Origin of the sequence: Saccharopolyspora dendranthemae, from assembly GCF_007829955.1 — a bacterium.
Classification (GTDB): Bacteria; Actinomycetota; Actinomycetes; order Mycobacteriales; family Pseudonocardiaceae; genus Saccharopolyspora; species Saccharopolyspora dendranthemae.
In genome coordinates this window covers 703635-728787 of sequence record NZ_VIWX01000003.1, presented here as the reverse complement: position 1 = coordinate 728787, position 25153 = coordinate 703635, and the positions used below count along the sequence as shown (strand labels likewise).

The 25153-nt window shown below is 67.5% G+C and carries 28 protein-coding genes, 4 tRNA genes and 1 pseudogene; 8 read left to right on the top strand and 25 right to left on the bottom strand.

Annotated elements, in window-relative coordinates; genetic code table 11:
- From FHU35_RS18760 to rplJ, 10 genes and pseudogenes are all read right to left on the bottom strand, one after another.
- Positions 1 to 1003, bottom strand: a pseudogene (locus FHU35_RS18760) (MCE family protein); the annotation flags it as partial.
- Between the two features lie 127 nt (positions 1004 to 1130).
- Positions 1131 to 2324 carry an MCE family protein gene (locus FHU35_RS18755; RefSeq protein WP_145741391.1) on the bottom strand — a complete coding sequence of 398 codons (1194 nt, stop codon included), beginning with the start codon at positions 2322 to 2324 and terminating at the stop codon, positions 1131 to 1133.
- The gene (locus tag FHU35_RS18750; RefSeq protein WP_145741389.1) at positions 2321 to 3301 is read right to left on the bottom strand and encodes an MCE family protein; all 981 of its coding nucleotides are present in this window, start codon (positions 3299 to 3301) and stop codon (positions 2321 to 2323) included. Before FHU35_RS18750 ends, FHU35_RS18755 begins: the two co-directional genes overlap by 4 nt.
- Positions 3298 to 4356, bottom strand: a complete 1059-nt coding sequence (locus FHU35_RS18745) for an MCE family protein (RefSeq protein WP_145741387.1) — start codon at positions 4354 to 4356, stop codon at positions 3298 to 3300. Before FHU35_RS18745 ends, FHU35_RS18750 begins: the two co-directional genes overlap by 4 nt.
- On the bottom strand, positions 4353 to 5696 hold the full coding sequence (locus FHU35_RS18740) for an MCE family protein (RefSeq protein ID WP_145741385.1): 1344 nt from the start codon (positions 5694 to 5696) through the stop codon (positions 4353 to 4355). Before FHU35_RS18740 ends, FHU35_RS18745 begins: the two co-directional genes overlap by 4 nt.
- Positions 5693 to 6532 (bottom strand): MlaE family ABC transporter permease, encoded by an 840-nt coding sequence (locus tag FHU35_RS18735; protein ID WP_145741383.1) that lies wholly within the window; start codon positions 6530 to 6532, stop codon positions 5693 to 5695. The genes FHU35_RS18740 and FHU35_RS18735 overlap by 4 nt, the downstream gene beginning before the upstream one ends.
- Positions 6533 to 6554: 22 nt before the next feature.
- On the bottom strand, positions 6555 to 7343 hold the full coding sequence (locus FHU35_RS18730) for an MlaE family ABC transporter permease (protein ID WP_145741381.1): 789 nt from the start codon (positions 7341 to 7343) through the stop codon (positions 6555 to 6557).
- Complete coding sequence (locus FHU35_RS18725) at positions 7340 to 8650, bottom strand: ABC transporter ATP-binding protein (RefSeq protein ID WP_145741379.1); 1311 nt, start codon at positions 8648 to 8650, stop codon at positions 7340 to 7342. Before FHU35_RS18725 ends, FHU35_RS18730 begins: the two co-directional genes overlap by 4 nt.
- Before the next feature lie 390 nt (positions 8651 to 9040).
- Complete coding sequence (rplL, locus tag FHU35_RS18720; protein ID WP_145741377.1) at positions 9041 to 9427, bottom strand: 50S ribosomal protein L7/L12; 387 nt, start codon at positions 9425 to 9427, stop codon at positions 9041 to 9043.
- Positions 9428 to 9557: 130 nt separating this feature from the next.
- On the bottom strand, positions 9558 to 10073 hold the full coding sequence (rplJ, locus tag FHU35_RS18715; protein WP_145741374.1) for a 50S ribosomal protein L10: 516 nt from the start codon (positions 10071 to 10073) through the stop codon (positions 9558 to 9560).
- A 294-nt stretch (positions 10074 to 10367) separates the two neighbouring features.
- Between rplJ and FHU35_RS18710 the strand changes: the two genes are divergently transcribed.
- Positions 10368 to 11147, top strand: a complete 780-nt coding sequence (locus FHU35_RS18710) for a hypothetical protein (RefSeq protein ID WP_145741372.1) — start codon at positions 10368 to 10370, stop codon at positions 11145 to 11147.
- Between the two features lie 212 nt (positions 11148 to 11359).
- On the opposite strand, the gene rplA is transcribed toward FHU35_RS18710, so the two are convergent.
- From rplA to FHU35_RS18645, 13 genes are all read right to left on the bottom strand, one after another.
- On the bottom strand, positions 11360 to 12067 hold the full coding sequence (rplA, locus tag FHU35_RS18705; RefSeq protein WP_145741370.1) for a 50S ribosomal protein L1: 708 nt from the start codon (positions 12065 to 12067) through the stop codon (positions 11360 to 11362).
- 94 nt (positions 12068 to 12161) lie between these two features.
- The gene (gene rplK, locus FHU35_RS18700) at positions 12162 to 12596 is read right to left on the bottom strand and encodes a 50S ribosomal protein L11 (protein WP_145741368.1); all 435 of its coding nucleotides are present in this window, start codon (positions 12594 to 12596) and stop codon (positions 12162 to 12164) included.
- 154 nt (positions 12597 to 12750) lie between these two features.
- Complete coding sequence (gene nusG / locus FHU35_RS18695) at positions 12751 to 13611, bottom strand: transcription termination/antitermination protein NusG (protein WP_145741366.1); 861 nt, start codon at positions 13609 to 13611, stop codon at positions 12751 to 12753.
- Between the two features lie 80 nt (positions 13612 to 13691).
- Positions 13692 to 14066, bottom strand: coding sequence for a preprotein translocase subunit SecE (secE, locus tag FHU35_RS18690; RefSeq protein WP_145741365.1), 375 nt, complete (start codon positions 14064 to 14066; stop codon positions 13692 to 13694).
- Between the two features lie 30 nt (positions 14067 to 14096).
- Positions 14097 to 14169, bottom strand: a tRNA-Trp gene (locus tag FHU35_RS18685).
- Between the two features lie 185 nt (positions 14170 to 14354).
- Complete coding sequence (locus FHU35_RS18680) at positions 14355 to 14780, bottom strand: MaoC family dehydratase (RefSeq protein ID WP_145741363.1); 426 nt, start codon at positions 14778 to 14780, stop codon at positions 14355 to 14357.
- Positions 14777 to 15226, bottom strand: a complete 450-nt coding sequence (locus tag FHU35_RS18675; RefSeq protein ID WP_145741361.1) for a MaoC family dehydratase N-terminal domain-containing protein — start codon at positions 15224 to 15226, stop codon at positions 14777 to 14779. The genes FHU35_RS18680 and FHU35_RS18675 overlap by 4 nt, the downstream gene beginning before the upstream one ends.
- 140 nt (positions 15227 to 15366) lie before the next feature.
- Positions 15367 to 15531 carry a 50S ribosomal protein L33 gene (gene rpmG / locus FHU35_RS18670; protein WP_132621563.1) on the bottom strand — a complete coding sequence of 55 codons (165 nt, stop codon included), beginning with the start codon at positions 15529 to 15531 and terminating at the stop codon, positions 15367 to 15369.
- A 64-nt stretch (positions 15532 to 15595) separates the two neighbouring features.
- A tRNA-Met gene (locus FHU35_RS18665) sits at positions 15596 to 15671 on the bottom strand.
- Between the two features lie 102 nt (positions 15672 to 15773).
- Positions 15774 to 15846, bottom strand: a tRNA-Thr gene (locus tag FHU35_RS18660).
- A gap of 132 nt (positions 15847 to 15978) precedes the next feature.
- Positions 15979 to 18606: a putative bifunctional diguanylate cyclase/phosphodiesterase gene (locus tag FHU35_RS18655; RefSeq protein WP_145741359.1), complete on the bottom strand. Its 2628-nt coding sequence runs from the start codon at positions 18604 to 18606 to the stop codon at positions 15979 to 15981.
- 314 nt (positions 18607 to 18920) lie between these two features.
- Complete coding sequence (locus tag FHU35_RS18650) at positions 18921 to 19895, bottom strand: alpha/beta hydrolase (RefSeq protein WP_246110398.1); 975 nt, start codon at positions 19893 to 19895, stop codon at positions 18921 to 18923.
- A 60-nt stretch (positions 19896 to 19955) separates the two neighbouring features.
- Positions 19956 to 20210: a hypothetical protein gene (locus FHU35_RS18645; RefSeq protein WP_145741357.1), complete on the bottom strand. Its 255-nt coding sequence runs from the start codon at positions 20208 to 20210 to the stop codon at positions 19956 to 19958.
- Positions 20211 to 20275: 65 nt separating this feature from the next.
- On the opposite strand from FHU35_RS18645, the gene FHU35_RS18640 reads away from it, so the two are divergent.
- Positions 20276 to 20584 (top strand): hypothetical protein, encoded by a 309-nt coding sequence (locus tag FHU35_RS18640; protein WP_145741354.1) that lies wholly within the window; start codon positions 20276 to 20278, stop codon positions 20582 to 20584.
- A 74-nt stretch (positions 20585 to 20658) separates the two neighbouring features.
- Positions 20659 to 20740, top strand: a tRNA-Tyr gene (locus FHU35_RS18635).
- A 158-nt stretch (positions 20741 to 20898) separates the two neighbouring features.
- Here the strand turns inward: FHU35_RS18635 and FHU35_RS18630 are convergent.
- Together FHU35_RS18630 and FHU35_RS18625 are read right to left on the bottom strand one after the other, a co-directional pair.
- Positions 20899 to 21306: a type II toxin-antitoxin system VapC family toxin gene (locus FHU35_RS18630; protein ID WP_145741349.1), complete on the bottom strand. Its 408-nt coding sequence runs from the start codon at positions 21304 to 21306 to the stop codon at positions 20899 to 20901.
- Positions 21303 to 21587, bottom strand: a complete 285-nt coding sequence (locus tag FHU35_RS18625) for a hypothetical protein (RefSeq protein WP_145741343.1) — start codon at positions 21585 to 21587, stop codon at positions 21303 to 21305. Before FHU35_RS18625 ends, FHU35_RS18630 begins: the two co-directional genes overlap by 4 nt.
- Positions 21588 to 21729: 142 nt before the next feature.
- On the opposite strand from FHU35_RS18625, the gene FHU35_RS18620 reads away from it, so the two are divergent.
- The 5 genes from FHU35_RS18620 to rfbA all read left to right on the top strand — a co-directional run bounded on the left by FHU35_RS18620 (position 21730) and on the right by rfbA (position 25149).
- The gene (locus FHU35_RS18620) at positions 21730 to 22143 is read left to right on the top strand and encodes a hypothetical protein (RefSeq protein WP_145741341.1); all 414 of its coding nucleotides are present in this window, start codon (positions 21730 to 21732) and stop codon (positions 22141 to 22143) included.
- 464 nt (positions 22144 to 22607) lie between these two features.
- Positions 22608 to 23051 carry a hypothetical protein gene (locus tag FHU35_RS18615; RefSeq protein ID WP_145741339.1) on the top strand — a complete coding sequence of 148 codons (444 nt, stop codon included), beginning with the start codon at positions 22608 to 22610 and terminating at the stop codon, positions 23049 to 23051.
- Between the two features lie 39 nt (positions 23052 to 23090).
- The gene (locus FHU35_RS18610; protein WP_145741337.1) at positions 23091 to 23483 is read left to right on the top strand and encodes a VOC family protein; all 393 of its coding nucleotides are present in this window, start codon (positions 23091 to 23093) and stop codon (positions 23481 to 23483) included.
- Between the two features lie 47 nt (positions 23484 to 23530).
- The gene (locus FHU35_RS18605) at positions 23531 to 24022 is read left to right on the top strand and encodes a YajQ family cyclic di-GMP-binding protein (protein ID WP_145741335.1); all 492 of its coding nucleotides are present in this window, start codon (positions 23531 to 23533) and stop codon (positions 24020 to 24022) included.
- Positions 24023 to 24273: 251 nt separating this feature from the next.
- Positions 24274 to 25149, top strand: coding sequence for a glucose-1-phosphate thymidylyltransferase RfbA (gene rfbA, locus FHU35_RS18600; RefSeq protein WP_145741333.1), 876 nt, complete (start codon positions 24274 to 24276; stop codon positions 25147 to 25149).
- The last annotated feature ends 4 nt before the right edge of the window (positions 25150 to 25153 follow it).

Genomic DNA, 25153 nt, shown 5'->3' with positions numbered 1-25153 from the left:
CGGGTTTCTGGGGCTGTTGCGTCTGGCCGTTCAACGGGAGCGGAAGGCCGTCGGGCACCGGCAACAGCGGCTGACGCGACCGCCCGAGGTTGTCGACGATCGTGCTCAGGTTCAGGTCGACCTTGAGGTACAGGTTGGTGTAGTCGCTCATTCCCGATGCCTTCGACCCGCGTTGTCCGGGAAACGGGAAGGTGACGAGGGTTTCCAGCGACTTCGGCAGCGCGTCACCGGCCGCTGCGAGCTGGTGCAGCGTCGGCGCGAGCTGGTTGAGGTCGTGAACGAGGTCCTCGTGCGACTTGTCGACGACGTTGGTCGCCACGGCCCGAGAGCTTGTCCAGCGACTGCAGCATGGTCACCAGCTGGCCGCGCTGCTCGTGGAGCACCTGCAGCCCGGGGCCGAGGTCGCGCAGCGCGGTGTCGATGCTGCCGCGCTGCTCGTTGAGCTTGGCCGAGAGGCCGGTTGACGCTGTCCCAGGCGCGCACGATGTCGTTGCGCTGCGCGTCCAGCCCAGAGACCAGTTCGTCGAGGTTGTTGAGCAAGCCGCGGATGTCGGACTCACGCCCGCTCATCGCCTTGTTGAGCTCCTTGGTGATGTCCTGCAGCTGCGCGACACCACCACCGTTGAGCAGCAGCGACAGCGCGCCGAGGACCTCTTCGACCTCGGGGTTGCGGTTCGAGCGGTTCAGGCCGATGGTCGCGCCTTCGGTCAGCCGCCCGGAGGCAGCCTGCGGGGGCGCGGCCAGCTCGACGTACTTCTCACCCAGCAGGCTGGACTGGCGCAGCCGGGCGACGGAGTTGGCGGGCAGCTTGACGTCTCCGTTGAGGGTCACCGTCACCTCGGCGTCCCACGTCCCGGGTGCCAGGACGATGTTGGAGACCCGTCCGACCGCCACGTCGTTGACCCGGACACCCGCGTTGGGCACGAGGTCGAGCACGTCGGTGAAGCGGACCTTCACGTCGTAGGGGGTCGCTGCCGACGTCGGCTCCGCCCGGCAGCGGCATGTCGTAGACGCCGCGCGAGGAGCAACCCGACAGCGCCAGCAAGCCGACCGCCGCGACCGCACCGACCTTGACGGCGACTTGCGGTTGAGGACGGATCGCACGAGCCGGGTCATCGAACCGGGCCGCATCACTGGCCACCTCCAGCGGGCTGAAGTCCGTTGGTCAGCGGCAGCGGCAACGGCGGGAGCTTGCCGTTCTGCACCGCGTTGAGGGTTTCGGCCAGCGTCGGCAGCTTCTCGGCGCCGCCCAGGACCGGTCGCAGCGCGTCACAAGCCGTGCTGACCTCCAGCGGGACCTCCTTCGGCGTGCTCTGGTCGAGCAGCTTGCAGACGGAGACCAGCGGGGGTTGGTTGAGCTCGTTGAACATGGCGCGCTGGTCCAGCGTTCCGGAGGCACCGTTGTAGGTGTTGTTCAGGTTGCTCATGGCCAGTGGCGCGTTGGTCAGCGATTCGTTGAGCGCCGCCTTCTGCTTGACCAGCACGGCGGCCACGTCGTGCAGCTGGCTGACGTTGGACTGCACCTGAGAGCGGTTGTCCCGCACAAAGGTCTCCACCTTACCCAGCGCCACCGACAGCTCGGCCAGCGCCGCGCTCATGTCGTTGCGCTCACCGGCGAGATGGCTGCTGACCTCTTCCATCTGCGAGTTGAACCGGCGCATCTGGCCGTCGTTGTCGGCGAGCATCCCGGTGAACCGCTGCAGGTTGTCGACCGTCTTGAACAGCTCGTCGCTGTTGCCCGACAGCGTCGTGCCCGCTTCGCCGAGGTTGCGCAGGGTTTCCGACAGCGCCTTGCCGTTGCCCTCCAGGTTGGCGGCACCGGTGTTGAGCAGGTCGGTCAGCGCGCCGTTCTTGTTGGCCCCGTTGGGACCCAGCGCGTTGGTGAGGTCGTTGAGGCTCCGGTAGATGTTGTCCAGCTCGACGGGCGTCGCGGTGCGATCGGCGGGGATCACCGCGTCGTCGCCGAGCTTCGGGCCTCCCTTGTAGACCGGCGCGAACTGCACGTACCGGTCGGAGACGACGCTGGGCGAGACGGCGACCAGGTTGGCGCTGGCGGGGATCGCGGTGTCGCGGTCCACGCTCAGCGTGACCTTGACCTGCTTGCCCTGCGGCGTCACCTCGTCGATGGTGCCGACCGGGACGCCGAGGATGCGCACGTCACCGCCCGGGTACAGGCCCACGGCCGCGTCGAAGTAGGCGGTGACCTTGCGCTCGGCCGCGCCGTAGAACAGCCACCAGCCGCCGACGGCGCCGAGCAGCACGACCACGATCCCGACGGTGAGGACCTTGGCCAGCGTCGAGGTCTTCGAGGGTGCGTTCGTCATTGCTTGCAACCCTCCTGGTTGATCGGCCCGACGGCGGGCGGGAGCAGACCGCAGATGTAGGTGTCGAACCAGCGGCCGTTGCCGAGGACGTTGGAGAACAGCCTGGTGAACGGGGCGAAGGTGTTCAGGCTCCGGTCCAGGTTCTGCTGGTTGCGCTGCAGCATCTTGGTCACCTTGTCCAGCTGTTCCAGCGTCGGCCCCAGCTGCGCCTGGTTGTCGTCGACCAGCCCGGTCAGCTGCTGCGACAGCTCCTGGGTTCCGGTGAGCAGCGACGAGATCGATTCCCGGCGGGCCCGGAGCTCCTGGAGCAGCAGGTTGCCGTCGGAGAGCAGCTTCTCGAAGTCCTCGTTGCGGTCGGCGAGCTGCTGGGAGACCTGCGTGGTGTTGTTCAGCAGGTGCTCGATCTCCTCGTCCCGCGACGAGATCGTCTTCGAGAGCTGCGAGAGCCCGTTGAGGGCACCGCCGACTTCACCGGGCGTGTCCTTGAACGTGCTGGAGAGGGTTTCGAAGCTCTTGGCCAGCTGCGCCGTGTCGATCTGGTCGACGTTCTTGGACAGGTCGCTGAACGCTTCGATGACGTCGTACGGCGACATGGTCCGGTTCAGCGGGATCGGCTGGTCGTTGTCGAGCTCCTTGGAACCCTGCGGGTCCAGCGCCAGGTACTTCTGGCCGAGCAGCGTCTTGACCTTGATCGCCGCGGTGGTGTGGTCACCGATCTCGGCGTCGTTGATCCGGAAGCTGACCAGCACGCGGTCGCCTTCCAGCTCGACGTCGGAGACCGTGCCGACCTTGACGCCTGCGACCCGGACCTCGTTGTCGGCCCGCAGCCCCGCCGCCTCGCTGAACTCGGCGGTGTACTTGGTGCCGCTGATCAGCGGCAGCCGCTCGTAGTTGGCCACCAGCAGGAACGCCACCACCAGCACCAGGATGCCGGCGATGCCGATCTTGAGCGGGTCGCGCTGGGAGTAGGAAGTCATCGCTGGCACCTCGGCTGGGTCACCGGCGCGAGCGGCAGCGGCAGGTTAATGTTGCCGACGCCGACGTTGCCGGAGGCACTGCACATGTAGAAGTTGAACCACGACCCGTGGGAAGCGGTGCGGCTCAAGCTCTCCAGCTTGTTCGGCATGTTGTGCAGCACCCGGTCCACGATTTGCTCGTTGTCGTTGAGGTTCTTCGACAGGTCACCGAGACCGGCGATGTCCTGCTGCAGACCCGGCCTGGCGTCCTCCAGCAGCCCCGCCGTGGTGTTGGTCAGGCCGTCCAAGGAGGTGATCGCGCTGCCGATGGAGTCGCGGTCCTCGGCGAGTCCGGACACCACCTGCCGCAGCTGACCGACCAGCTCGGAGAGCCGCTGATCACGCGCGTTGACGGTGTCCAGCACGCCGTTGAGGTTGGTGATGACCTCGCCGATCACCTTGTCGCGGGAGGCGATGGTGGTCGTCAGCGAAGCGGTGTGCGACAGCAGGCTCTCGACCGTGCCGCCCTCGCCCTGCAGGACCTGGATGATCTCGTAGGACAGCTTGTTGACGTCCTCCGGTGACAGCGCCTGGAACAGCGGCTTGAAGCCGCCCAGCAGCACGGTCAGGTCCAGCGCGGACTTGGTGCGCTCCTGCGGGATCATGCCGCCCTCGGGCAGGAATCCGCCCTGCGCGGTCCGGCCGGCGGCACCGCCGGAGCCGGCGGGCGTGGCCCCCTGCTCCAGCGCGATGTAGCGCTGTCCCACCAGGTTCCGGTACTTGATGGTCGCGGTCACCGACGACGGGAGCTTCCGGTCGGCGACGTTGAACGTCACCTGCGCGATCTTGTTGTCGACGAGCTCGACGTCCTCGACCTCACCGACCTTGACCCCGGAGATCCGCACCTCGTCGCCCTCGTTGAGGGCGGTGGCGTCGGTGAACCGCGCGGAGTACGAGGTCGCCGACCGCAGGTCCTGGTTCGCGATCGTCATGATCAGCAGACCGGAGGCCAGCAACGTGACGACGACGAAGATCATGAACTTGAAGAGCGGTCCGCGAATGCTGATCCCGTTCATCGGTAGCTCACCTCCGCACCTCGCAGCACCGGTCCGACCAGCAACCCGCCCCAGTCGGGAACCTCCGAGGAAGGACGTCCCAGGGCCGGAGCCAGCACGGTGGCCACCATGTCCTGCTCAGCGGGCGAGTTGACCCACTGCGTCGCGGTACCGGCCGGTGCTGATTGCGGGCTGGTGCCCGCTGCCGGGTTCAGGCCACCGGTCGCCGGGCGGGATGCCGGCGGCGGCACCGAGCCGTCCTTGAACGGGCCGTCCGGCGGGTATTCCGGCATCGGGTCCAGGTGCTCCATGAAGTTGTAGCAACGCGGTCCGCGCTTGTCGGCGAACTCCGGCTCGTCCTGGTTCGGCTCGTACTTGCCGCGGTGCGCGGCGACTTCGAGCGTCACGTGCAGACCCGGCTCGTTGGTGCCCTCGCCGAACGCCTTGCGGATGCGCGGGACGTACTCCGCCATCTCGCCCAGGAAGCACGGGAAGGACGACGAGTACTTCGACAGCACGTCCAAGGTCGGCCGCTGGGCATCGGCGAGCTGGATGATGTTCTTGCCGTTGGCGTTGAAGAACGTCGTCAGGTCGCCGGACGTCGTGGTCAGCTGCCCGGTCATCTTCTGCAGGTTCTGCTTCTGGTCCACCAGGGTTCGCGCCGTGGTGGAGAAGTTGTCCAGCGCGGAGATGATGTCCGGTGCGGCCTGCTCGTAGGTCTGCGCGACCCCGACCAGCTCCCGCAGGTTGTCCCGCAGGTCCGGCACCGACGGGTTGAGACCGTCCAGGTAGGTGTTGAGCTGCGACAGCGTGTCTCCGACCTGGTCGCCGCGCCCGGACAGCGCGTGGTCCAGCGCGTTGAGCGTGGACGCCAGGTCTTCGGGGTTCACCGCCTGCAGCACCGGCATCGTGTCGGCCAGAACCGTTTCCAGCTCCAGGCCCGCGCGGGTCCGGTCCTGCTCGATCACCCCGCCCGAGGCGAGCGTCTTGGACGACGGCTCCTTGGGCATGTCCAGCGACACGTAGCGCTCGCCGAACAGGGTGCGCGGCAGCAGCTGCGCCGAGACGTTGGACGGGATCTTCTCCGCCATGTCCGGCTGCAGCGCCAGGTGCAGCTCCGCTCCCTTGCCCGTCGACTTCACCTCGACGACGCGACCGACGATCATGCCGCGGACCTTGACATCGGAGTCCGGAAGCAGCTGGTTGCCGGTGGAAGCCGCCTTGAGGATCACGTCCGAGGAGGCCGTGAACGCCTTGTTGTAGAACGCCAGGCACAGCACGACGAACATGACCATGCTCATCAGCAGCGCCAGACCCATGACCCTGCGCTTGACCGTGGTGACCGCTCCGCGCCCGCTCATCCCGTGATCCGAACGGTCGTGGTGGTGCCCCAGATCGCGAGGCTCAGGAAGAAGTCCAGCAGGGCGGTGGTCACGATCGCGGTCCGCACCGCGCGTCCCACCGCGACGCCGACCCCGGCGGGGCCGCCGCTGGCCCGGTAGCCGTAGTAGCAGTGCGTCATGATCACCACCACGCTGAAGATCAGGACCTTCCCGAAGGACCACAGGACGTCCTCGGGAGGCAGGAACAGGTTGAAGTAGTGGTCGTAGGTGCCCGCCGACTGCCCGTAGAGGTAGACGGTGACGCCTCTGGCCGCGACGTAGGACGTCAGCAGGCCCAGCACGTAGAGCGGGACGACGGCGACGAAGCCGGCCATCACGCGGGTGGTCACCAGGTACGGAAGGCTCGGCACGCCCATGACTTCCAGCGCGTCGATCTCATCGGAGATCCGCATCGCGCCCAGCTGCGCCGTGAAGCCCGAACCCACCGTCGCCGACAGGGCCAGACCGGCCACCAGCGGCGCGATCTCGCGGGTGTTGAAGTAGGCCGAGATGAAGCCGGCGAAGGCCGAGGTGCCGAGCTGGTCGAGGGCCGCGAAGCCCTGCAGCCCGACGACCGTGCCGGTGAACAGCGTCAGGCCGATCATCACGCCGACCGTGCCGCCGATGACGGCCAGGGCGCCGCTGCCGAAGCTGACCTCGGCCAGCAGGCGCAGCGTTTCCTTGGCGTAGCGGGTGATGGCCCTCGGAATCCACGCCAGCGAGCGCATGTAGAACGACATCTGGTCACCCAGGTCGTCCAGCATCTCCACCGGCCGTCGGGCCGCGCGCTTGGCGCGCTGCGAGATCGTCACCATGTTCCCATTCCCCTGGCGGCCATCACATTCCCTTTGGCGGGACCAACTGCATGTACAGCGTCGTGAGGATGAAGTTCACCGCGAACAGCAGCAGGAAGGTGATCACGACCGACTGGTTCACGGCGTCCCCGACGCCCTTCGGACCCGGTGGTGGGTTGAGGCCGCGGAAAGCGGCCACCACACCCGCCAAGAAGCCGAAGATCAGGGCCTTGAGCTCACTGATCCACAGGTCCGGCAGCTGGGCCAGCGCGTTGAAGCTGGCCATGTACGCGCCCGGCGTCCCGTCCTGCATGATCACGTTGAAGGTGTAGCCACCGACCACGCCGACGACGCTGACCATGCCGTTGAGCAGCACTGCCACCAGCATCGCGGCCAGAACCCTGGGCACCACGAGGCGCTGGATCGGCGAGACGCCCAGCACCTCCATCGCGTCGATCTCGTCGCGGATCTTGCGCGACCCGAGGTCGGCGCAGATCGCCGAACCACCCGCACCGGCGATCAGCAGCGCCGTCACGATCGGACTGGCCTGCTGGATGATCGCCAGCACGCTGGCGGCACCGGTGAACGACTGGGCGCCGATCTGCCTGGTCAGCGATCCGAGCTGGAGCGCGATGACCGCGCCGAAGGGGATCGAGACCAGTGCGGTCGGCAGGATCGTGACGCTGGCGATGAACCAGCACTGCTGGATGAACTCACGGATCTGGAACGGACGCGAGGGCATGGCCCGCACGATGTCCATCCCCAGCGCGAACAGCTTGCCCGTCTGGCGCAGACCACCGGCACCGGGGAACTGCACCCGGGACGCGCTCACTGCTCACCTCGCTTGCGTCCGAACCAGCGGCGGCGACCGCCCGCGGGCTCTTCGTCCGCCTGCAACCCGCCGGGCCACACCGGTTCCTGCTCCTGCTGGCGCGGGTGCGGCGAGGGCCGCTGCTGCTGCGCCTGCTGGGGCTGCGCCTGCTGCTGGGCGAACTGCTGCGGCGCGGGCTGCTGGGGTGCGGCCTGCTGCGGCTGCTGAGCGAACTGCTGCGGCGGCTGCTGCGGGTTGGCGAACTGCTGGGGTGCCGCCTGCTGCTGCGGTGCCGCCTGCTGCTGCGGTGCCGCCTGCTGCTGGGGCCAGGAACCGGTCGCGGGGGACTTGAACCCGTAGAGCGCCAACTCCTCCGGAGTCAGGCTCTTGAGGATCTCCTCCTGCGCGGTGGGGTTCAGCGAGCGCAGCTGGCGCAGCACGCGCTCCTTGCGGCGGTGCACGGCGGAGCGGTCCGGCAGGCCGGGGCTGACCTCCAGCTGCGGCATCATCGCGGGGACCTGCGGTCGGCCGTGCTTGGCCAGCTCGGCCTCCACCAGCGCGGTGTCCTTCTCCTCGCTCATGCCGATCGGCCCGTCGGGCCGGCCGTTGAGGAACTGCACGACCACGGGCTCGTCGGAGGTCAGCAGGACCTCGCGCGGCCCGAACATCACCAGGTTGCGGCGGTAGAGCATGCCGATGTTGTCCGGCACGGTCCGAGCGGTGTTGATGTCGTGCGTGACGATCAGGAACGTCGCGTCGATCTGCGCGTTGAGGTCGACGATCAGCTGGTTCTGCACCGCGGTCCGGACCGGGTCCAGACCGGAGTCCGGCTCGTCGAACAGGAGGATCTCCGGGTCGAGCACGAGGGCGCGGGCCAGACCCGCGCGCTTCTTCATGCCGCCCGAGATCTCACCTGGGAGCTTGTCCTCCGCACCGATGAGACCGACCATCTCCATCTTCTCGAGGACCACGTTTCGGACCTCGGTCTCGCTCTTGCGGGTGTGCTCGCGGAGCGGGAAGGCGATGTTGTCGTAGAGGTTCATCGAGCCGAACAGCGCGCCGTCCTGGAACAGCACGCCGAAAAGCTTCCGAACCTCGTAAAGATCCTTTTCCGAGCAAGTGCAGATGTCCGTCCCGTTGATGACGACCTTGCCCTCATCCGGCTTGAGCAGACCCACCAGCGACTTCAGGAACACCGACTTGCCGGTGCCGGAAGGCCCGAGCAGCACGCTGATCTCGCCCTGGGGCAGATTCAGCGAGACGTCCCGCCAGATGGTCTGCGGGCCGAAGGACTTCGAGAGCCCTTCGACAACCACCTCGACGCCCATCCGAACCTCCGCGTCCTCGATTACACCGATTCCGGGGACGTAATCCATCCCCGGAGAAGCACCCTCGCACACGTGACGCGCCTAACGAAGGTAGTTGGCGTCACACCTATGCAACGAGCTCGACGCAGCAGGGTTACTCATGAGTTCACTACAAATCAAGGACCCTTCTCGGATACGTCCGAAAAAAGGTCCTCGTTTCCGCGCAAAGGAAAAGAGAACGGGCACCCGCAACAGCGAGTGCCCGTTCTCTCACAGCGAGTCAAAGACTCAGCGACTCCGGAACCTGGTTTTCGAACCCGACGCGTGCGGCGCAGCCGCGAGTCGTGGAGCGGCGTGTCAGGTTCCGCTACCCGGACCGCCGGACGAAGCGCCCAGCGGCCGGGTGGTGAATCACTTGACGGAGACGGAGGCGCCGGACTCTTCCAGCTTGCCCTTGGCCTCTTCGGCCTTCTCCTTGTCGACCTTCTCCAGGATGGCCTTCGGGGTGCCCTCGACGAGCTCCTTGGCCTCCTTCAGGCCCAGGCCGGTGACGATCTCGCGAACGACCTTAATGACCTGGATCTTCTTGTCGCCGGCGCTCTCGAGCACGACGTCGAACTCGTCCTGCTCCTCAGCCTCGGCGGCCTCGCCACCGGCGGCGGGGGCAACGGCGACCGCGGCCGGGGCGGCGGCGGTGACGTCGAAGGTGTCCTCGAACTGCTTCACGAACTCCGACAGCTCCAGGAGGGTCATCTCCTTGAAGACGTCCAGCAGCTCGTCGTTGCTCAGCTTCGCCATGTCGGCGTTCCTTTCTGCTCAGTGCCCGGGCACCGTCGGTATCCGGGTAAGGGGGTTTCGCGCGAAAGACGTTCCACGGGCCCGCAACGGCGCGCGCTCCACGCACCGTCCACTGCGGACTGCGGGAGCCTTACTCGCCCTTCTTCTCCTGAAGGGCGGCGGCCATGCGAGCCACCTGAGACGCCGGCGCGACGAACAGCGCGGCGGTCTCGTTCATCTTGGCCTTCATGGCACCGGCCAGCCTGCCCAGCGTGACTTCGCGCGAGTCGAGGTCAGCGATGCTGTCGACCTCGGACACGGACAGCGCGCGGCCGTCCATGTACCCGCCCTTGACCACCAGGTTCTGGTTGCCCTTGGCGAATTCCTTGATCGCCTTGGCTGCATCGACCGGCTCGCCTTCAACGAAGGCGATCGCGGTCGGGCCGACGAACAGGTCGTCGAGGCCCTCGACGCCCGACTGCTCGGCGGCACGCTTGACCAGCGTGTTCTTCGCGACACGGTAGCTCACGTTCGAACCGAGTGCGCGGCGCAGCTCAGACAGCTGAGCCATCGAGAGCCCGCGGTACTCGGTCACAACGGCAGCGGTGGAGTTGTTGAACTTCTCCGAGATCTCGCTGACCGCATCGACCTTGTCGGACTTCGCCATGTCGCCTCCTCTCTGTTTCCGACTGTGGCTTGACCCATCCAGTCGGTCCTGAGACGACAAAACGCCCCGGCGCAGGGCAGCACGGGGCGTGAAAATCGGTGCACGCGCGACAAGACACGCGTGACCAGCCTCGTCCCTCCTGCGCAGGCCGCCCGCATCTCACGGGACCTTAGTTCCTCCTCGCCCGTAGCCGAGCGGTGAGGAAGACCAGCGGTCTTGGGTGGAACCTCGATTAGAATACTCGACCCCGGAGGGGCGCTTCCACCGGCCCCCGTCTCCCGGCATCATGTGTGCGTGGCTGATCAGCGGGAACCGCGTTCCGACAACCTGCCCGAGATCGTCGACGCCGAAGTCGTCGAGGTGGCCGAGCGCGACCGGTCGCCGGAACCGGCTCCGCGCGGCGACGCTCCGAAGGCGTCCGCCGACCCGAGCTCAGCGGACGCGGAGTACCAGGAGTTCTTGGAGTTCAAGCGGTTCAAGGAGTGGCAGGCCTCCCAGGGCGGCAGCACGGGCGCACCCGCGCCCGAACCGGAGAAGCCGTGGTGGAAGAAGGCTCTCGGCCTGCTCCGCTACAAGTGGGTCAGGAGGATCCTCTACGTCCTCATCGCCCTGCTCCTGCTGAACCTGGCCTACGACCACTACTTCGGCGACCGCGGCGGGTCGTCCGGCAGCGGCACCGGCGGAGGCGCCCCGGCCGACACGCTGCCCATGACGGCGCAGAACCCGCAGCAGGCGATTCGCAGCGTTCTCAACTACCTGCGAGCGGAACCGCCGGAGCAGGCGTGCGCGCTGTTCGACGCGGACGGCAGGAACGGTTTCGCCACCGCCTACGGGGCACCGGACTGCGAAACCGCGGCTCGGGGTCTGAACGCGAAGATCACCGACCCCAACGCTTACGCGAATCCCAAATTCGCCCACGACGCCATCGTCGAGAGCGGACCGGACGCCCAGGTTCCGGGTTGCCGAATCCAGGTCCGGGGCGGACCGGAACTCGGAACTTTCAAACTCACCCGAACTCCGCAAGGCGGCTGGACCATCTCCGCCTACGCCCTGACGTCTTCCGCCTGTCCCTGACCGGACCTCAATTCCTGAGAAACCGGGAATTGCCTCTCAGCGGTAACCGGCCCGCCACTCGCCGTCACATTTCGGCGAGTGGCGAGTTCTGGCCAGAACCGATCGGGCAAATGGGATATCGATCATGACCTGATCTCACGTCACCGGACCTGTGAATGCGAAAGAGGGCGAACGCTCGTTGAGCGTTCGCCCTCTTTCGAAGGGATCTCGGGTCAGGCGGCGGCCGGCGCGCGCGTGACGGCCGGGTCCACCGGGATGCCCGGGCCCATCGTGGTCGTGAAGGTGACCTTCTTCAGGTACCGGCCCTTCGACGCCGACGGCTTGGCGCGCAGGATCTCGTCCAGCGCGGCCACGTAGTTCTCCACCAGCTTCTGGGTGTCGAACGACGCCTTGCCGATGATGAAGTGCAGGTTGGCCTGCTTGTCGACGCGGAAGTTGATCTTGCCGCCCTTGATCTCCGTGATCGCCTTGGTGACGTTCGGAGTGACGGTGCCGGTCTTCGGGTTCGGCATCAGACCGCGCGGGCCGAGAACCCGAGCGATCTTGCCGACCTTGGCCATCTGGTCCGGGGTGGCGATCGCCGCGTCGAAATCGAGCCAGCCGCCCTGAATGCGCTCGATCAGGTCCTCGGAACCAACCGCGTCCGCGCCGGCGGCCTCGGCCTCAGCGGCCTTGTCGCCGGTGGCGAACACGATGACGCGGGCAGTCTTACCAGTGCCGTGCGGCAGGTTCACGGTGCCGCGGACCATCTGGTCTGCCTTGCGGGGGTCGACGCCCAGCCGCAGAGCGACCTCGACGGTGGCGTCGTAGTTGACCTTGGTGGTCTTCTGGGCCAGCTCGGCGGCTTCCGACGGGGTGTAGAGACGCTCCCGGTCGATCAGCTCGGCCGCCTGCTGGTATGCCTTGCTGCGCTGTGCCATGTCTGTCCTAAGTTCAGGTTGGATCAGTTGTGGTTGGTCAGGCTGCGCACGAGCCCTCCCACGACCTGTTCGCGCCGGTCGAACCGGCAGCGGCTCAGGCTTCGACCGTCAGGCCCATCGAACGAGCAGTGCCGGCGATGATCTTCGCGGCCTGGTCGATGTCGTTGGCGTTGAGGTCTTCCATCTTGGTCTGCGCGATCTCCTTGACCTGCTCCATGGAGACCTTGCCGACCTTGGACTTGTGCGGCTCGCCGGAGCCCTTCTGCACACCAGCGGCCTTGAGCAGCAGCTTCGCGGCCGGCGGGGTCTTCAGCTTGAAGTCGAAGGACCGGTCTTCGTACACGGAGATCTCAACCGGCACGACGTTGCCACGCTGAGCCTCAGTGGCCGCGTTGTACGCCTTGCAGAACTCCATGATGTTGACGCCGTGCTGACCCAGCGCAGGGCCGACCGGCGGAGCCGGGTTGGCTTGGCCGGCCGAGATCTGCAGCTTGATGATCCCTGCCAGCTTCTTCTTCTTGGGCGGCATGTTTGCTTCCTGTGTCTTCGCTATCCGGTTGCTCGGCACCGCCGGAAGGCGGCACCGAATCTGGCGAGACCACGAGACGGTGGAATCGCCCCTGCTGCGCGGGTCCTGCCAGATCCACGCGCAGCCCGCCGCGCTCCCGCAGCCGGGAGAGCGGTCAGAGCTTGGAGACCTGGTCGAACGAGAGCTCGACCGGGGTCTCGCGGCCGAAGATCGACACCAGCACCTTGAGCTTCTGGGCGTCGGCGTTGACCTCGTTGATGGTGGCCGGCAGCGTTGCGAACGGGCCGTCCATCACCGTGACGGACTCGCCGACCTCGAAGTCGACCTCGACCGCGGACTTGGTGGCCGTGGCGGTCTGACCCGCAGCGGCCTTCTTGCCCGCCTCCGGCTTCTTCTCCTCGACCTGAGGTGCGAGGAACTTCAGCACGTCGTTGATGGTCAACGCGGACGGTTTGGAGGTGGCACCGACGAATCCGGTCACGCCTGGCGTGTTGCGCACGGCGCTCCACGACTGGTCGTTGAGATCCATGCGGACCAGGATGTAGCCGGGCAGCACCTTGCGCTGCACCATCTTACGCTGGCCGTTCTTGATCTCGGTGACCTCTTCGGTCGGCACCTCGACCTGGAAGATGTAGTCCTCGACGTCGAGCGTCTGAGCACGGGTCTCGAGGTTGGTCTTGACCTTGTTCTCGTAGCCCGCGTAGGAGTGGATCACGTACCACTCGCCGGGGGCGCGGCGCAGCGCGGCGCGCAGCTCCTCGACCGGGTCCGCCTCGTCGGCTTCCGCGTCTTCGGCCTCGGCGTCGTCGGCTTCCGCCTCTTCGGACGCGGCCTCGCCGTCAGCGGGCTGCTCGGCGTCGTCGGCGTTCTCCTCGGCGGAGTCGGTCTCCGGGGAATCGACTGCGCCGGCCTCTTCAGCCTCGACGGTCACGGCCTCGGCTTCGGCAGCCTCGGGCTGCACCTGCTCATCGGTGAGGCCGGTGGCTTCCTGGGAGGTCTCCTCGTGCGAGGTCACAGTCGGTCTCGCTTCCTCTCGTGCGTTGCGTGCCGGGTTCGTTGTTCCGCCGCCGGCACCACTTGGGCGGGACCGGAGGTTCAGCCAGCGCCGAACAGCCAGCCCACGCCCTTCGCGAAGAGCACGTCCACACCGGCGACGAACGCCACCATGATGCTGACGAACACCAGCACCACGAGCGTGTAGGTCATCAGCAGCTTGCGCGTCGGCCAGATGACCTTACGCAGCTCGGCGACGACCTCGCGCAGGAAGCGCCCGATCTTCCGGAACGGCGAAACCCGACCTTGCCGACCGTCCCGCGAGGGAGTCGGCCGACCCTTCGACTCAGTTGTGCGCGCCGAATCGGAGCCCGATTCGGAACGGGCGGAGGCACGACGCTCGCGCCGCGCCGCGGCGCTGGACGGGCGTGCGTTCTCGCGCGCACCGTCCTGGCCCTGCTCGCGGTCCTCGCTCACGACCATCCTCCGCTCACCGTCGCATCGACGCAGGGGTGACAGGACTTGAACCTGCAACCTGCGGTTTTGGAGACCGCTGCTCTGCCAATTGAGCTACACCCCTCTGCGGCCCGTGAAGCCCGACCGCAAAGTCGGGACGCCTTTCACCAGCCCTGAAACTCAGGTTCCAAGGTGCTCAGGCATCCCAAGTTCGAAAGTGTACGGCACGCGGAGAACGCTCTTCCAACGGCACCCCCCGTGTTGGCGAGAAGACGACTTCGCCGCTGGTGAGCCGAGCGCTTCCGCAGGTCACTCGGGCAGGCGGACGGTCGCCGAAGCGCCGCCCAGCACGCTCTGATCGGCCGCGGAGGCGGTGATGCTGATCTTCACCGTGCCGTCGTCGTTGATCTTCGCGACCTTGCCGCTGAGCGTCACCAGGGCACCGTCGGCGTCGTCCGGGACGACCACCGGCCGCGTGAATCGCACGCCGTAGCGCACGATCGCGCCCGGGTCCCCGGTCCACTCGCTCACCAGGCGCCCGGCCACGGCCATCGTGAGCATCCCGTGGGCGATCACGTCCGGGAGCCCGACGTCCTCGGCGAACCGCTGGTTCCAGTGGATCGGGTTGAAGTCGCCCGAGGCCCCCGCGTAGCGGACCAGATCGGAGCGCTCCAGCGGCACGCTCAGCGGCGGCAGCTGGTCCCCGACCGCGATCTCCGAAAGCTTCACGTTCACGCCTCGGCCCCCCTCACCACGAGCATCGACGTCGCGGTGCACACGCTCTCGCCGTCCGTCGTCGCGATCTCCGCTCGCACGGTCAGGAAGTCGTTGCCCGCACGAGCCCTGATGTCATCGACGTGCGCAACCGTCACCAGCCGGTCGCCCGCGCGGATCGGCCGGTGGTGGACGAAGTCCTGCTGGCCGTGCACCACCCTGCTGTAGTCCAGGCCGAGCTGCTCGTCGCCCACGATCTGGTCCTGCGCGGCCATCGAGAGGATCACCGCGAAGGTCGGCGGCGCGATCACGTCCGGGTAGCCGGCGGCCTTGGCCGCCTCGACGTCGTGGTGCAGCGGGGAGTCGCCCTTGATCGCGCGGGCGAACTCGCGGATCTTCTCCCGGCCCACCTCGTAGGGCTCGGTAGGCGGATATTCACGTCCGATGAATGACTGGTCGAGCGGCACGGGCGAAGGCTACTAGGTCCGAGCGCGATCGGCGCCGGCCGCTTTCCCCGCCCCGCCCGAGGCCGTTCCGCAGCAACGAGAAGAGCCCGCCCCCTGCCGGGGACGGGCTCTTGAAGGCGTTCGCGAAGGAACCGCTGGGATCAGCGGGTCTCCTTGTGGAGCTTGTGCGTGCCGCAGTTCATGCAGAACTTCTTCATCTCCAAACGGTCCGGGTTGTTGCGCCGGTTCTTGTTGGTGATGTAGTTGCGGTTCTTGCACTCCTCGCACGCCAGCGTGATCTTGGGTCGAACGTCGGTGGCGGCCACGGGGGTGCCTTTCTCTCGGTCGTAACAGGTCGGTTCGCTGGAGAGATCCTTGCGAACCCGTGACTGGTAGCGGTGGCCGGACTTGAACCGGCGACACAGCGATTATGAGCCGCTTGCTCTACCGACTGAGCTACACCGCCATGCCGAGGCCGCGGTGTGCACCGGTTGCCTCAAGCGACGCAGGATATCCCACGCAAAACAGCCACAGCACCCAGTTTACCGAGCACCGCGGCTGCCTTTCGAGCCCCAATACGGAATCGAACCGTAGACCTTCGCCTTACCATGGCGACGCTCTGCCGACTGAGCTATTGGGGCGTGCCCTTGCGGAGCGATTAGAACTTTACACACCCGCAGAACCCCCTCGGAACGGGGGGTGCGGTTTCGCGAAAACGCAGGTCACGGCCGCCTTTTCGCACCACCGTACACCGGATCGGGCGAATTCGGACATCAGTGCAGGAGTGTGAGCACGGTCTCCTCGCGACTGCCCCGATCGCGCTTCGTGCGGGCCTGCAGCCAGGCCTCGAAGCGGTCCTCGGACAGCGGGCGGGAGATCAGGTAGCCCTGGGCCACGTCGCAGCCCATCCCCACCAGCTGATCGCGCGCGGCGTCGTCCTCGACGCCCTCGGCGACCACGGCGAGGTCCAGGGAGTGGCCGAGCTCGACGATCGTGCGGACCACCGCGAGGTCGCTGAGATCGGTCCCCATGCCCAGCACGAAGCTCTTGTCGATCTTGACCTCGTCCACGGGCAGCTGCCGCAGGTAGGCCAGCGACGAGTAGCCGGTGCCGAAGTCGTCCACCGCGAGCACCACGCCCATCGCGTGCAGCCGGCGCAGGACCGGCAGCGACCGCTCCTTGTCGGCCATCACGCTGGACTCGGTCAGCTCCAGGGTCAGCAGCTCGGGCGGGATGTCGTGGCGATCGAGCGCTTCGGCGACCCGGTCCGGGAAGGTCTCGTCCGCGAGGTTGCGGACCGACAGGTTCACCGCCACCGACATCCGCAGCCCGCGGTCCAGCCACTGCCGGATCTTGATCAGCGCGCACTCCATCACGAACGCCGTGAGCGCGTCGACCAGGCCGGTGGCCTCCACCAGCGGCACGAACTCGTCGGGGTCCAACCGCCCGTACTCCGGGTGCGACCAGCGCACCAGCGCCTCCGCGCCCACGACGTGGCGCTCCGGGAGCGACACCTTGGGCTGGTAGTGCACCTCGACCTGCCCGGTGTCCAGCGCCTGCCGGAACTGGGTGACCAGCTGGAAGCGGCGCAGGAACACCTGGCCCATGGCCGGGGCGTAGCAGCGCACCCCGTCCTCGCCGTTGCGCGCGGCCCGCACCGCCACGTCGGCGTGCTGCAGCAGCGTGTCGACGTCGGTCTCGGCCTCACCGTCGGCGGGCGCCGAGGAGGCGTAACCGGCGACTCCGGCCGCTTCGACGACGATCCGGTCCAGCGGGTAGGACATGGCGATCACTTCGCACAGCCGCAACGCCACCTGGTGCGCCTGCTCCTCGGTGTGATCGAGCAGCAGCACCGCGAAGGAGTTGGCCTCCAACCGGGCGAGCGGCGCGTCGCCGAGGGCTTCCCGCATCCGCTGCCCGGCGGCGACCACCATGCGGTCGCCCCAGGTGTAGCCGAGGGCCTCGCTGACCGTGGTGAGCAGGTCGAGATCGACCCGCAGCACCACCGCGGCGCGGCCGCTGCGGAGCTCATCACCGGAGATCTCGCGGAAGCCGGTGCGGTTGAGCAGACCGGTCAGCGGATCGTGGTAGGCGTCGTGGCGCAACCTGGCCAGCAACCTGCGGTTGTCCATCGCGGTGGCCAGGTGGCTCGCGAGCGTGTGCAGCAGCCGCACGTCGGCGCGGCCGAACCCGCGCCAGCGGCTGACGCGGTCGTGCACCTCAACGGCGCCGAGCAGCTGGCTGGCCCCGCGCAGCGGGACGACCAGCGCCTCGTAAGCACCGCGTTGCCGGAGCACGCGGCGAACTTCCTCCGGCGCTTCGAGAGTCCGGAAGGAACGGACGTGGCTGCCCGGGAGCTGCAGCAGCGGGTCATCGCGCAGCGCGTCCGGTGCCGCCTCGATCGCGGCGTCCGGGAGACCTTCACCTGCGACGAGCGTGGTGACCTCTCCTCGCGGGTCCAGGCGCAGCCGCAGCACGACCCGGGTCGCGTTGAGCTGCTCGCGGATCCGCTCCGCGACGGGCTCCCACTCACCGACCGGAACGGCCTGCTCGCCCACGGGATCCGGCGCGGTCGGAGCGCCCTGCCCGGAGCGGGCCACGCTGAGGCTGACGTCGCTGAGTGCTTCCAGGTCGCGCTGCTCGCGCAGCAGGTCGGAGTAGGCGCGGTAGAGACCGATCACGGCGACCGCGACGAGCCCGACCAGCAACCAACCCCACGGGGTGCCGATGGCGACCTCGTAGGCGATCAAGCCGACCGAGGTGTTGAGCAGACCGACCGCCAGGGTCCGCGCGGCCAGTCGCGCTCCCGCGGCGACCTTCATCGCACCGCCGAGCACGGTCAGCGCCGCCAGCGCGAAACCGCAGCTGATCAGCGGCGAGGTCAAGGTGCCGAGGACGGGACCGAACCAGTCCGGGGCGACGCCGGCGAGGGCCTGGTTGACCATGTTGGCGACCGCGAAGGGGACCGCGATCTCCAGGCACAGCACGCCCGCGTTGTAGACGACGTGGGTGGCCGCGCGCCTGCCCACCTGGGCGCCGAGTCCGGCCAGCAGGTTCGCGGCGAGCACCACCTCGAACGGCGCTGTGAGCAGTCCGAGCAGCAGCGGGATCTCGGTGAAGGAGATGGTCCAGCCAACGCGCTTGACGTCCACGTCGATGGTCAGCTGCTCGGCGAGCAGGAAACCGACGGCCAGCAGCGGACCGATGAACAGCAGCTCAGGGGTGTAGCGCTCGTGCAGGCCACCCGAGGTGAGCACCGAGACGCACACGCCCGCGGCGAGCACCACGAAGGAGAAGATGCCGAACGTCCGCCGGCGCACCGGATCGACTTCTGCTCTGACCGGCGGCCTGGTGGCTTCAAGACCGGGCTGCGGACCAAGGGAGCGGTGACGCTCGATCATCCACGCTCCTCCCGCTGGCGATACGGCCGTACCACATATGTCCGTACGCCGATCGTGACTCACAAGAGCACGGTTGGCCAGGGTCGAATGGACCTCCGAACCCACTCCGGATGCACGCATCAGATGAGTTCAACCGGCGGGTGGCGCGGACCCTCTTTTCTCAACGGCCTCGCTGACCTGCGGTGTTTTCGCCAGGCCAGCGGAGCAACAGAATTGCTTGCGCTTCTGACTGCTGACTCGCAACTTTGTGAGTATCACCGCAGCAACATCACATCGACCTCACGGTACGTGTTCGACTCCTCCACACGAAGTAGTCATTGGAGATCGAACTCGTCGAGGAAGTCACGCACCGCACGGTCCAGGTCGGCCAGACCGGACTCCTCGACGGGCAGGTGACCGGCCCCGCGCAGCGTTGCGTACCTCCTGGGCGCCTCGATCCGGTTGAAGAACTCCTCGGACAGCAGCGGGGGCGTCCAGTGGTCCTCGGCGGGGTGGGCGAGCAGCAGCGGCGTGTTCGCGAAGCGCTCGGGCGGGACCGCGGGAGCGGTCGCCAGGCAGCTGCGGGCGAAGCGCAGCGAGATCCAGCCGCCACCGGCGAGCTCGTCGCCCCAGACGAGGTTGGCGAACTGGCTCTGGTTGGCGGCCGCCGCGATGTTGACCATCCAGTGCACGGGGACGCGCACGGCCGACAGCGGTTCCCGCACCAGGGACAGCAGCCCGGCCCAGCGAGCCATCTCGGGACGCGCGGCCAGCACCCGCCGGACCTCGTCGCGGCTCGGGTCCGCGAGGCAGGTCGCGATGACGCCGTCTACCCGGGTGGTCGCTGCGACGTCGTAGGCGAGGCGGCCCCCTGTGCTCACCCCGAGCAGCACGATCGGCCGCGAGTCGCGCGCCCGCTCCCTCCGGACGAGGTCTCGGGCGCAGGCCACCCAGTCCGAGTACTTCGCGCCGAGCAGCGCCGTGCCGGTGAGACCGAATCCGGGCAGGTCAGGGGCGATGTACTCGAGGTCCGCCAGCGCGGGCAGCCTGCCGTAGGGCGCGAGCATCCGCCCGTAGGTCCCGACTCCGTGCAGCGCGATGACCTTGGCAGGTGCATCAGGACGCTCCACGCGGTCGACGTGCACGTCGAGCCCGCGCCACCGCCACCGCTGCTCCTCGGGAGCGTTGGCGGCGCTCAGCCGCAGCGCGCCCGGGAAGAACGCCTGGTACCGCTGCCAGTGCAGGTGGTCGTGGTAACCGGGGTCGACGTCGGTGCCCGACCCTGGAGTCGATGGAGCGCTCGAAGGCACACCCCGAACATACGTAGTCGGAGCGACCGCGCGCATCAGACGGGCACGCGCCACGATCGACTACGAACCCCGGAGCTTGATCCGGACGATCTGGCCGTCCAGGTCCAGCGACCCGCGGCCCCCCGACTCGCGGTCGTCCTCCTTGACCACGGCGTGGTGCGCGAGCTGCTCCAGCTGGTGCCTCGCCCCCGGGTTGAACAGACCCTCGACGCCCAGCGCTGACGCACCGACCGTGGCGCGCTCGGGCGGGCGGGAGCGCTCGGAGTCCCGCAGCGCTTGCCTGCGCCTCGCACGCCCCACCCGGTCGATGGCCATGAACCACGCTAACCCGGCGAAGCAGCCGGCAGCACCGTCAATCGGTCCCGGCTAAGGTCGGGCCCGTGCAAGATCCGTACTTCGTGCAGGTGGACACGGCGGAGCTCGCGGATCTCACGCGAGCCCTCGAACTGCTGGACGCCGAAGCACCGCTCAACGACCGCTACCGCAAGATGCTCGCCGAGTCCCGCGACCAACTCGCCGCACCGCAGATCCGCCTCACCCAAGCCCGGGGCCTCGCGAAACGCCTCATGGTGTTGATCAAGGCCGCAGGCCCGGACTTCCCCGGCACCCTCGCCGCAGACGGCCTCGAAACGCTGAACGCGGGCAAGGCCCAGGCCAACGACCTGGTGTTCCGCCCAGAGGAAGCCTGACCCCGACCCCACAGAAGATCCCCGCCGAGCGGACTGTATGCTTTTTCCCGCAAGCCAGCGCAGCTGGTGCGCACGCCGGGTTGCCCGAGCGGCCAAAGGGAGCTGACTGTAAATCAGCCGGCATTGCCTTCAGAGGTTCGAATCCTCTACCCGGCACAAGCAGGAAAAGGACCCCGTGACCAGCGATTGAGCGGTCACGGGGTCTTTGCTTTGCAGTCCAGCTATATCCGGCGCTACCCAGCCGTGCACACGCCGAAGCACAACGGGCCTGCGGTCGACCACGTCATGATTGCGCGCTCCGTCGTTGCCCTATTTCAGGACTGCGTTCCCGCACGCGGGTTGTGCACGGCGCAGCGCCGATCGGGGTGCTCCAGCAGTGCGGTGTCGGCCGACAGCAGCGTGGCGCCGAGGTGTTCAGCAGCCGCGAAATACGCCGCGTCGTAGGCGCTCAGGGCGTGCCGCAACTCCCACACCCGCTCGCCGATCTCGGTCAGGGCCACTAGGTCGAGATCGAGCTCGGCGAGGGTGCGCCGGGCGGTGAGCAGCGCCGGGGAGTCCTCGCGCAACGAGATCTTGCGCAGCACCGAAAGCACCTCGATGGGCAGGTGCTGCGGGCCGGCCAGGACCTCGGCGTCAGCCAGGGCGGTCAGGGCGGGTTGCTGGCGGGGCCCGGGCAGCAGAGCGTCGATGAGCACGGAGGCGTCGACGACGACGGTGCTCACCGATCGACCTCCCGCTCGTGCTCAGCGGCCCGACGGGAGTCGAGCTCGTCATGAGCGCCACGCAGCGCGCGGATCTCGGCCACGGCGTCAACCTCGGGGGAGGCGTGGCCGGCGGAGCCGACCGCCCGCAGCAGCGCCCGGTTGCGGGCGGTGCGCGCTCGCCGGTGCACCAGCTCACCGACGAGCCGGTTCAACGACGTGTCCCGCGCGGCGGCCTCGGCCTTCAGGACCGCGACGTCGTCAGGATCGAGGTCCCGGACGGTGATCGTGGTGCTTTCCATGTCCCCATCCTAACGCGGAACGGCAGAAAGTGATGCTAGATCTGCAGCCGCAATCCGCATCCATGAGGCGCACCGCACGCAAGCAAGCCGCTCTTTTCGCATACCTCTGTTCATTTTGGATAATTTCGTTCATAATGAACGTATGCCGAATCGGATCAACGACATCGCCCGCATCGCCCACCCGCACCCCCGGGAAGGCGAGGTCAAGCCCGCAGAGTTCTTCGACGACGCCGTCGTCGAGGCCCAGGAACGCCGCGAGGACTACGCCGAGAACCTGCAGGTCGTGGTCGACGCCACCGACGACGACGAGCTGCTTGCTGCGCTGAGCGCTGCGGCCGGCCAGCGCAAACAAGCCGAGCAGCTCATCCGCAAGCTGTTGACCTACGGACGACACTTCACCGGCGGCACTCAGCCCGGCTACAGCTGGCAAACTCTGGCCAACGCCGCAGACCTTTCCTACGCGACCGCCCGGCGCCAGGTCAGCGAAGACGACATCGCCGTGGTGCGCGAATCCCTCAGCCTTCCCCCCACGGCTGAACAGAAGGACGCGCTGTGATCAGCCGAGACCCGAATGGGGCACTCACGTCACGCTGCTCAACAGCGAGACGCCTCAGCCTCAGAGAGGACGTGAGAGGGCATGCTGACCGTGCGCGGCAAATGCGCACCCAAACGGCCAAACAGGGCAGCAAAAGGCCAGGTCAGGATGCACCCGGATGAGAGCCTGTAAATCAGCCGGCATTGCCTTCAGAGGTTCGAATCCTCTACCCGGCACCCAGTCAAAACGGCCCCCTGACCATCAGGCCAGGGGGCCGTTTCGCGTTGTGCGGGCGGGGCCGGGGAACGGCTTCTGGACGATGTCTGGTCGCAGCTGAGGCTTTCAACTCCTGCGCATGAGCGCCGTTGGACCAGGGCAGTTCGCCTCTGCCCGCTGCGGAACGCGCGATCGACGCTAGGAACGTCAGCCTCCGCAGCCGTCGCTGCGGAAGCGCACCCAAGCGCTGGGGCCGTCAGAGCGCGCAAGTGACCGCTGCAGCTCTTCCGCAGTTTGTGAGCAGGAACGCCTTTCGGAAGGAGTGCGCTATGCGATTTCCGCGTTTCCGCATCTTCACTTGGGTCATCCTCGCCATCAACGCGATCTTCCTCATCTGGATCATCGAGGGCATCTCCACACGAACCAATCCGACGGATGCCGCGGCCAACGTGGGCACGGCCATCGGTGCCGGGCTCGTCATCGGACTGTGGGTCGCTTCCGATGTCATCCTCGGCGTCCTGTGGCTGATCACGAAGCCCAAGACCCGTGATTGCCCGGCGTGCGGTCGCACGGTCAAGCGTGGCCAGACGCAGTGCAAGCATTGCGGGTACGACTTCGCGCAGTCCGCGCGATCTGCCCAGGACGTGCGGGACCCCGACGCCGTGCCCGAGACGCGAATCCGTCGCCACGACACCCGACCTCGCCACCAGTGATCGGCAGGAAAGTCGCGGCCGACGAAGCACCATGACCGGATGAACATCTCGTTGGTTTCTCTCGTGGTGGATGACTACGACCGGGCGATCGCGTTCTTCGTGGGCGTTCTGGGGTTCGAGCTGGTGGAGGACTCGCCTTCGTTGACCAACGACGGGCGGGAGAAGCGGTGGGTCGTGGTGCGGCCTGGTGGGGCCGGGACGGGGTTGCTGCTGGCGAAGGCCGACGGGGACGAGCAGGCGGCGGCCGTCGGGAACCAGACCGGGGGGCGCGTGGGTTTCTTCCTGCAGGTCGACGACTTCGACGCGCAGTACCGGCGGATGGTCGAGGCCGGGGTCGAGTTCCTGGGGGAACCCCGCAGCGAGCCCTACGGGCGGGTGGTCGTGTTCCGCGACATCGCGGGTAACAAGTGGGATCTGCTCGGCCCCCGGTAGCGTGTTCTGGCAGACCTGAACAGCGGCTCAACCGGGAGGTAGTGAAGGTGGCAAACCCGTCCTTCGACGTGGTCAGCAAGGTGGATCACCAGGAGGTGGACAACGCGCTGAACCAGGCGGCCAAGGAGCTCGCCAACCGGTTCGACTTCCGCGGCACCGGGACCAAGATCGCCTGGTCCGGAGAGGACGCCGTGGTCCTGGAGTCGGAGACCGAGGAGCGCTGCAAGGCCGCGATCGACGTCTTCAAGGAGAAGCTGATCAAGCGGAACATCTCGCTGAAGGCCCTGGACATGGGCGAACCGGCGAGTTCCGGCCAGATCTACAAGGTCAGCGGCAAGATCGTGCAGGGCATCTCGCAGGAGATCGCGAAGAAGATCTCCAAGAAGGTGCGCGACGAGGCCCCCAAGGGCGTCCAGGCGCAGATCCAGGGCGACGCGCTGCGCGTGTCCGGGAAGAAGAAGGACGACCTGCAGGCCGTCATCTCGCTGCTGAAGTCCTCTGACTTCGACGTGGCCCTCCAGTTCGAGAACTACCGGTAGTCGAGCCGGACTCGCGCCGGCATTTCGGCGCCGGCCGGGCGTCCTGGGGCCGGTCCCAGTTTTAGTCCAAACTGAGCGGACATTTCGGGCACGAAGGGTCCTCGGTTTGGACTAAAACTGGGACCGGTCTCGCCGTCCTGGCGGGAACCCGACTGAGAGCTGCGTGGATGCCCGGATCGGGTGTCACCCGGATACGCTCGTCCTCGTGCCCGGGGCGGGCGTGCCGCGCCGGTCGATCGGGAAGGTGCTTTGTGAAGGGGATCGTGCTGGCAGGCGGCAGCGGGACTCGGTTGCACCCGCTCACCCAGGCCGTGTCGAAGCAGCTGCTCCCGGTCTACGACAAGCCGATGATCTACTACCCGATCTCGGTGCTGATGCTGGCCGGGATCCGCGAAGTGCTGCTGATCTCCACGCCGTCCGACCTGCCGCTCTTCCAGCGCGTGCTGGGCGACGGATCGCAGTTCGGCCTGAACATCTCCTACGCCGAGCAGCCGCAGCCCAACGGGCTCGCCGAAGCCTTCGTCATCGGGGCGGACTTCGTCGCCGACGAGCCCGTCGCCCTGGTGCTCGGCGACAACATCTTCTACGGCCAGGGCTTCTCCGGCATCCTCCGCAACAGCGCCCGCGACCTGAAGGGGTGCACGCTGTTCGGATACCCCGTCCGGGACCCGCAGCGGTACGGGGTCGGTGAGGTCGACGCCGACGGCAAACTGCTGTCGATCGTGGAGAAGCCCACCGAACCCCGGTCGAACATGGCGATCACCGGGCTGTACTTCTACGACAACGCGGTCGTCGACATCGCCAAGGGCCTCTCGCCCTCACCCCGCGGCGAGCTGGAGATCACCGACGTCAACCTCGCCTACCTGCGAGAAGGCCGAGCTCACCTGTCCGAGCTGGGACGCGGGTTCGCGTGGCTGGACACCGGCACGCACGACTCGCTGCTGGAGGCCGGACAGTTCGTGCAGGTGCTCGAGCACCGCACCGGGGTCCGCATCGCCTGCCTCGAGGAGATCGCCCTGAAGATGGGCTTCATCTCCGCCGAGGCCTGCTACGAGCTCGGCGCCAAGCAGGCCAAGTCCGGGTACGGCGAGTACGTGATGGAGGTCGCCCGCAAGGCGGGCGCCTGAACGA

Coding starts and splice junctions, on each gene's coding strand:
- FHU35_RS18755 (WP_145741391.1), bottom strand. CDS start 2,324: ATGACGAACGCACCCTCGAAGACCTCGACGCTGGCCAAGGTCCTCACC.
- rplL (WP_145741377.1), bottom strand. CDS start 9,427: ATGGCGAAGCTGAGCAACGACGAGCTGCTGGACGTCTTCAAGGAGATG.
- FHU35_RS18745 (WP_145741387.1), bottom strand. CDS start 4,356: ATGAACGGGATCAGCATTCGCGGACCGCTCTTCAAGTTCATGATCTTC.
- FHU35_RS18725 (WP_145741379.1), bottom strand. CDS start 8,650: ATGGGCGTCGAGGTGGTTGTCGAAGGGCTCTCGAAGTCCTTCGGCCCG.
- FHU35_RS18655 (WP_145741359.1), bottom strand. CDS start 18,606: ATGATCGAGCGTCACCGCTCCCTTGGTCCGCAGCCCGGTCTTGAAGCC.
- FHU35_RS18620 (WP_145741341.1), top strand. CDS start 21,730: ATGCCGAATCGGATCAACGACATCGCCCGCATCGCCCACCCGCACCCC.
- FHU35_RS18610 (WP_145741337.1), top strand. CDS start 23,091: ATGAACATCTCGTTGGTTTCTCTCGTGGTGGATGACTACGACCGGGCG.
- FHU35_RS18750 (WP_145741389.1), bottom strand. CDS start 3,301: ATGACTTCCTACTCCCAGCGCGACCCGCTCAAGATCGGCATCGCCGGC.
- rplA (WP_145741370.1), bottom strand. CDS start 12,067: ATGGCACAGCGCAGCAAGGCATACCAGCAGGCGGCCGAGCTGATCGAC.
- FHU35_RS18625 (WP_145741343.1), bottom strand. CDS start 21,587: ATGGAAAGCACCACGATCACCGTCCGGGACCTCGATCCTGACGACGTC.
- FHU35_RS18740 (WP_145741385.1), bottom strand. CDS start 5,696: ATGAGCGGGCGCGGAGCGGTCACCACGGTCAAGCGCAGGGTCATGGGT.
- FHU35_RS18735 (WP_145741383.1), bottom strand. CDS start 6,532: ATGGTGACGATCTCGCAGCGCGCCAAGCGCGCGGCCCGACGGCCGGTG.
- FHU35_RS18645 (WP_145741357.1), bottom strand. CDS start 20,210: ATGGCCATCGACCGGGTGGGGCGTGCGAGGCGCAGGCAAGCGCTGCGG.
- rplJ (WP_145741374.1), bottom strand. CDS start 10,073: ATGGCGAAGTCCGACAAGGTCGATGCGGTCAGCGAGATCTCGGAGAAG.
- rplK (WP_145741368.1), bottom strand. CDS start 12,596: ATGCCGCCCAAGAAGAAGAAGCTGGCAGGGATCATCAAGCTGCAGATC.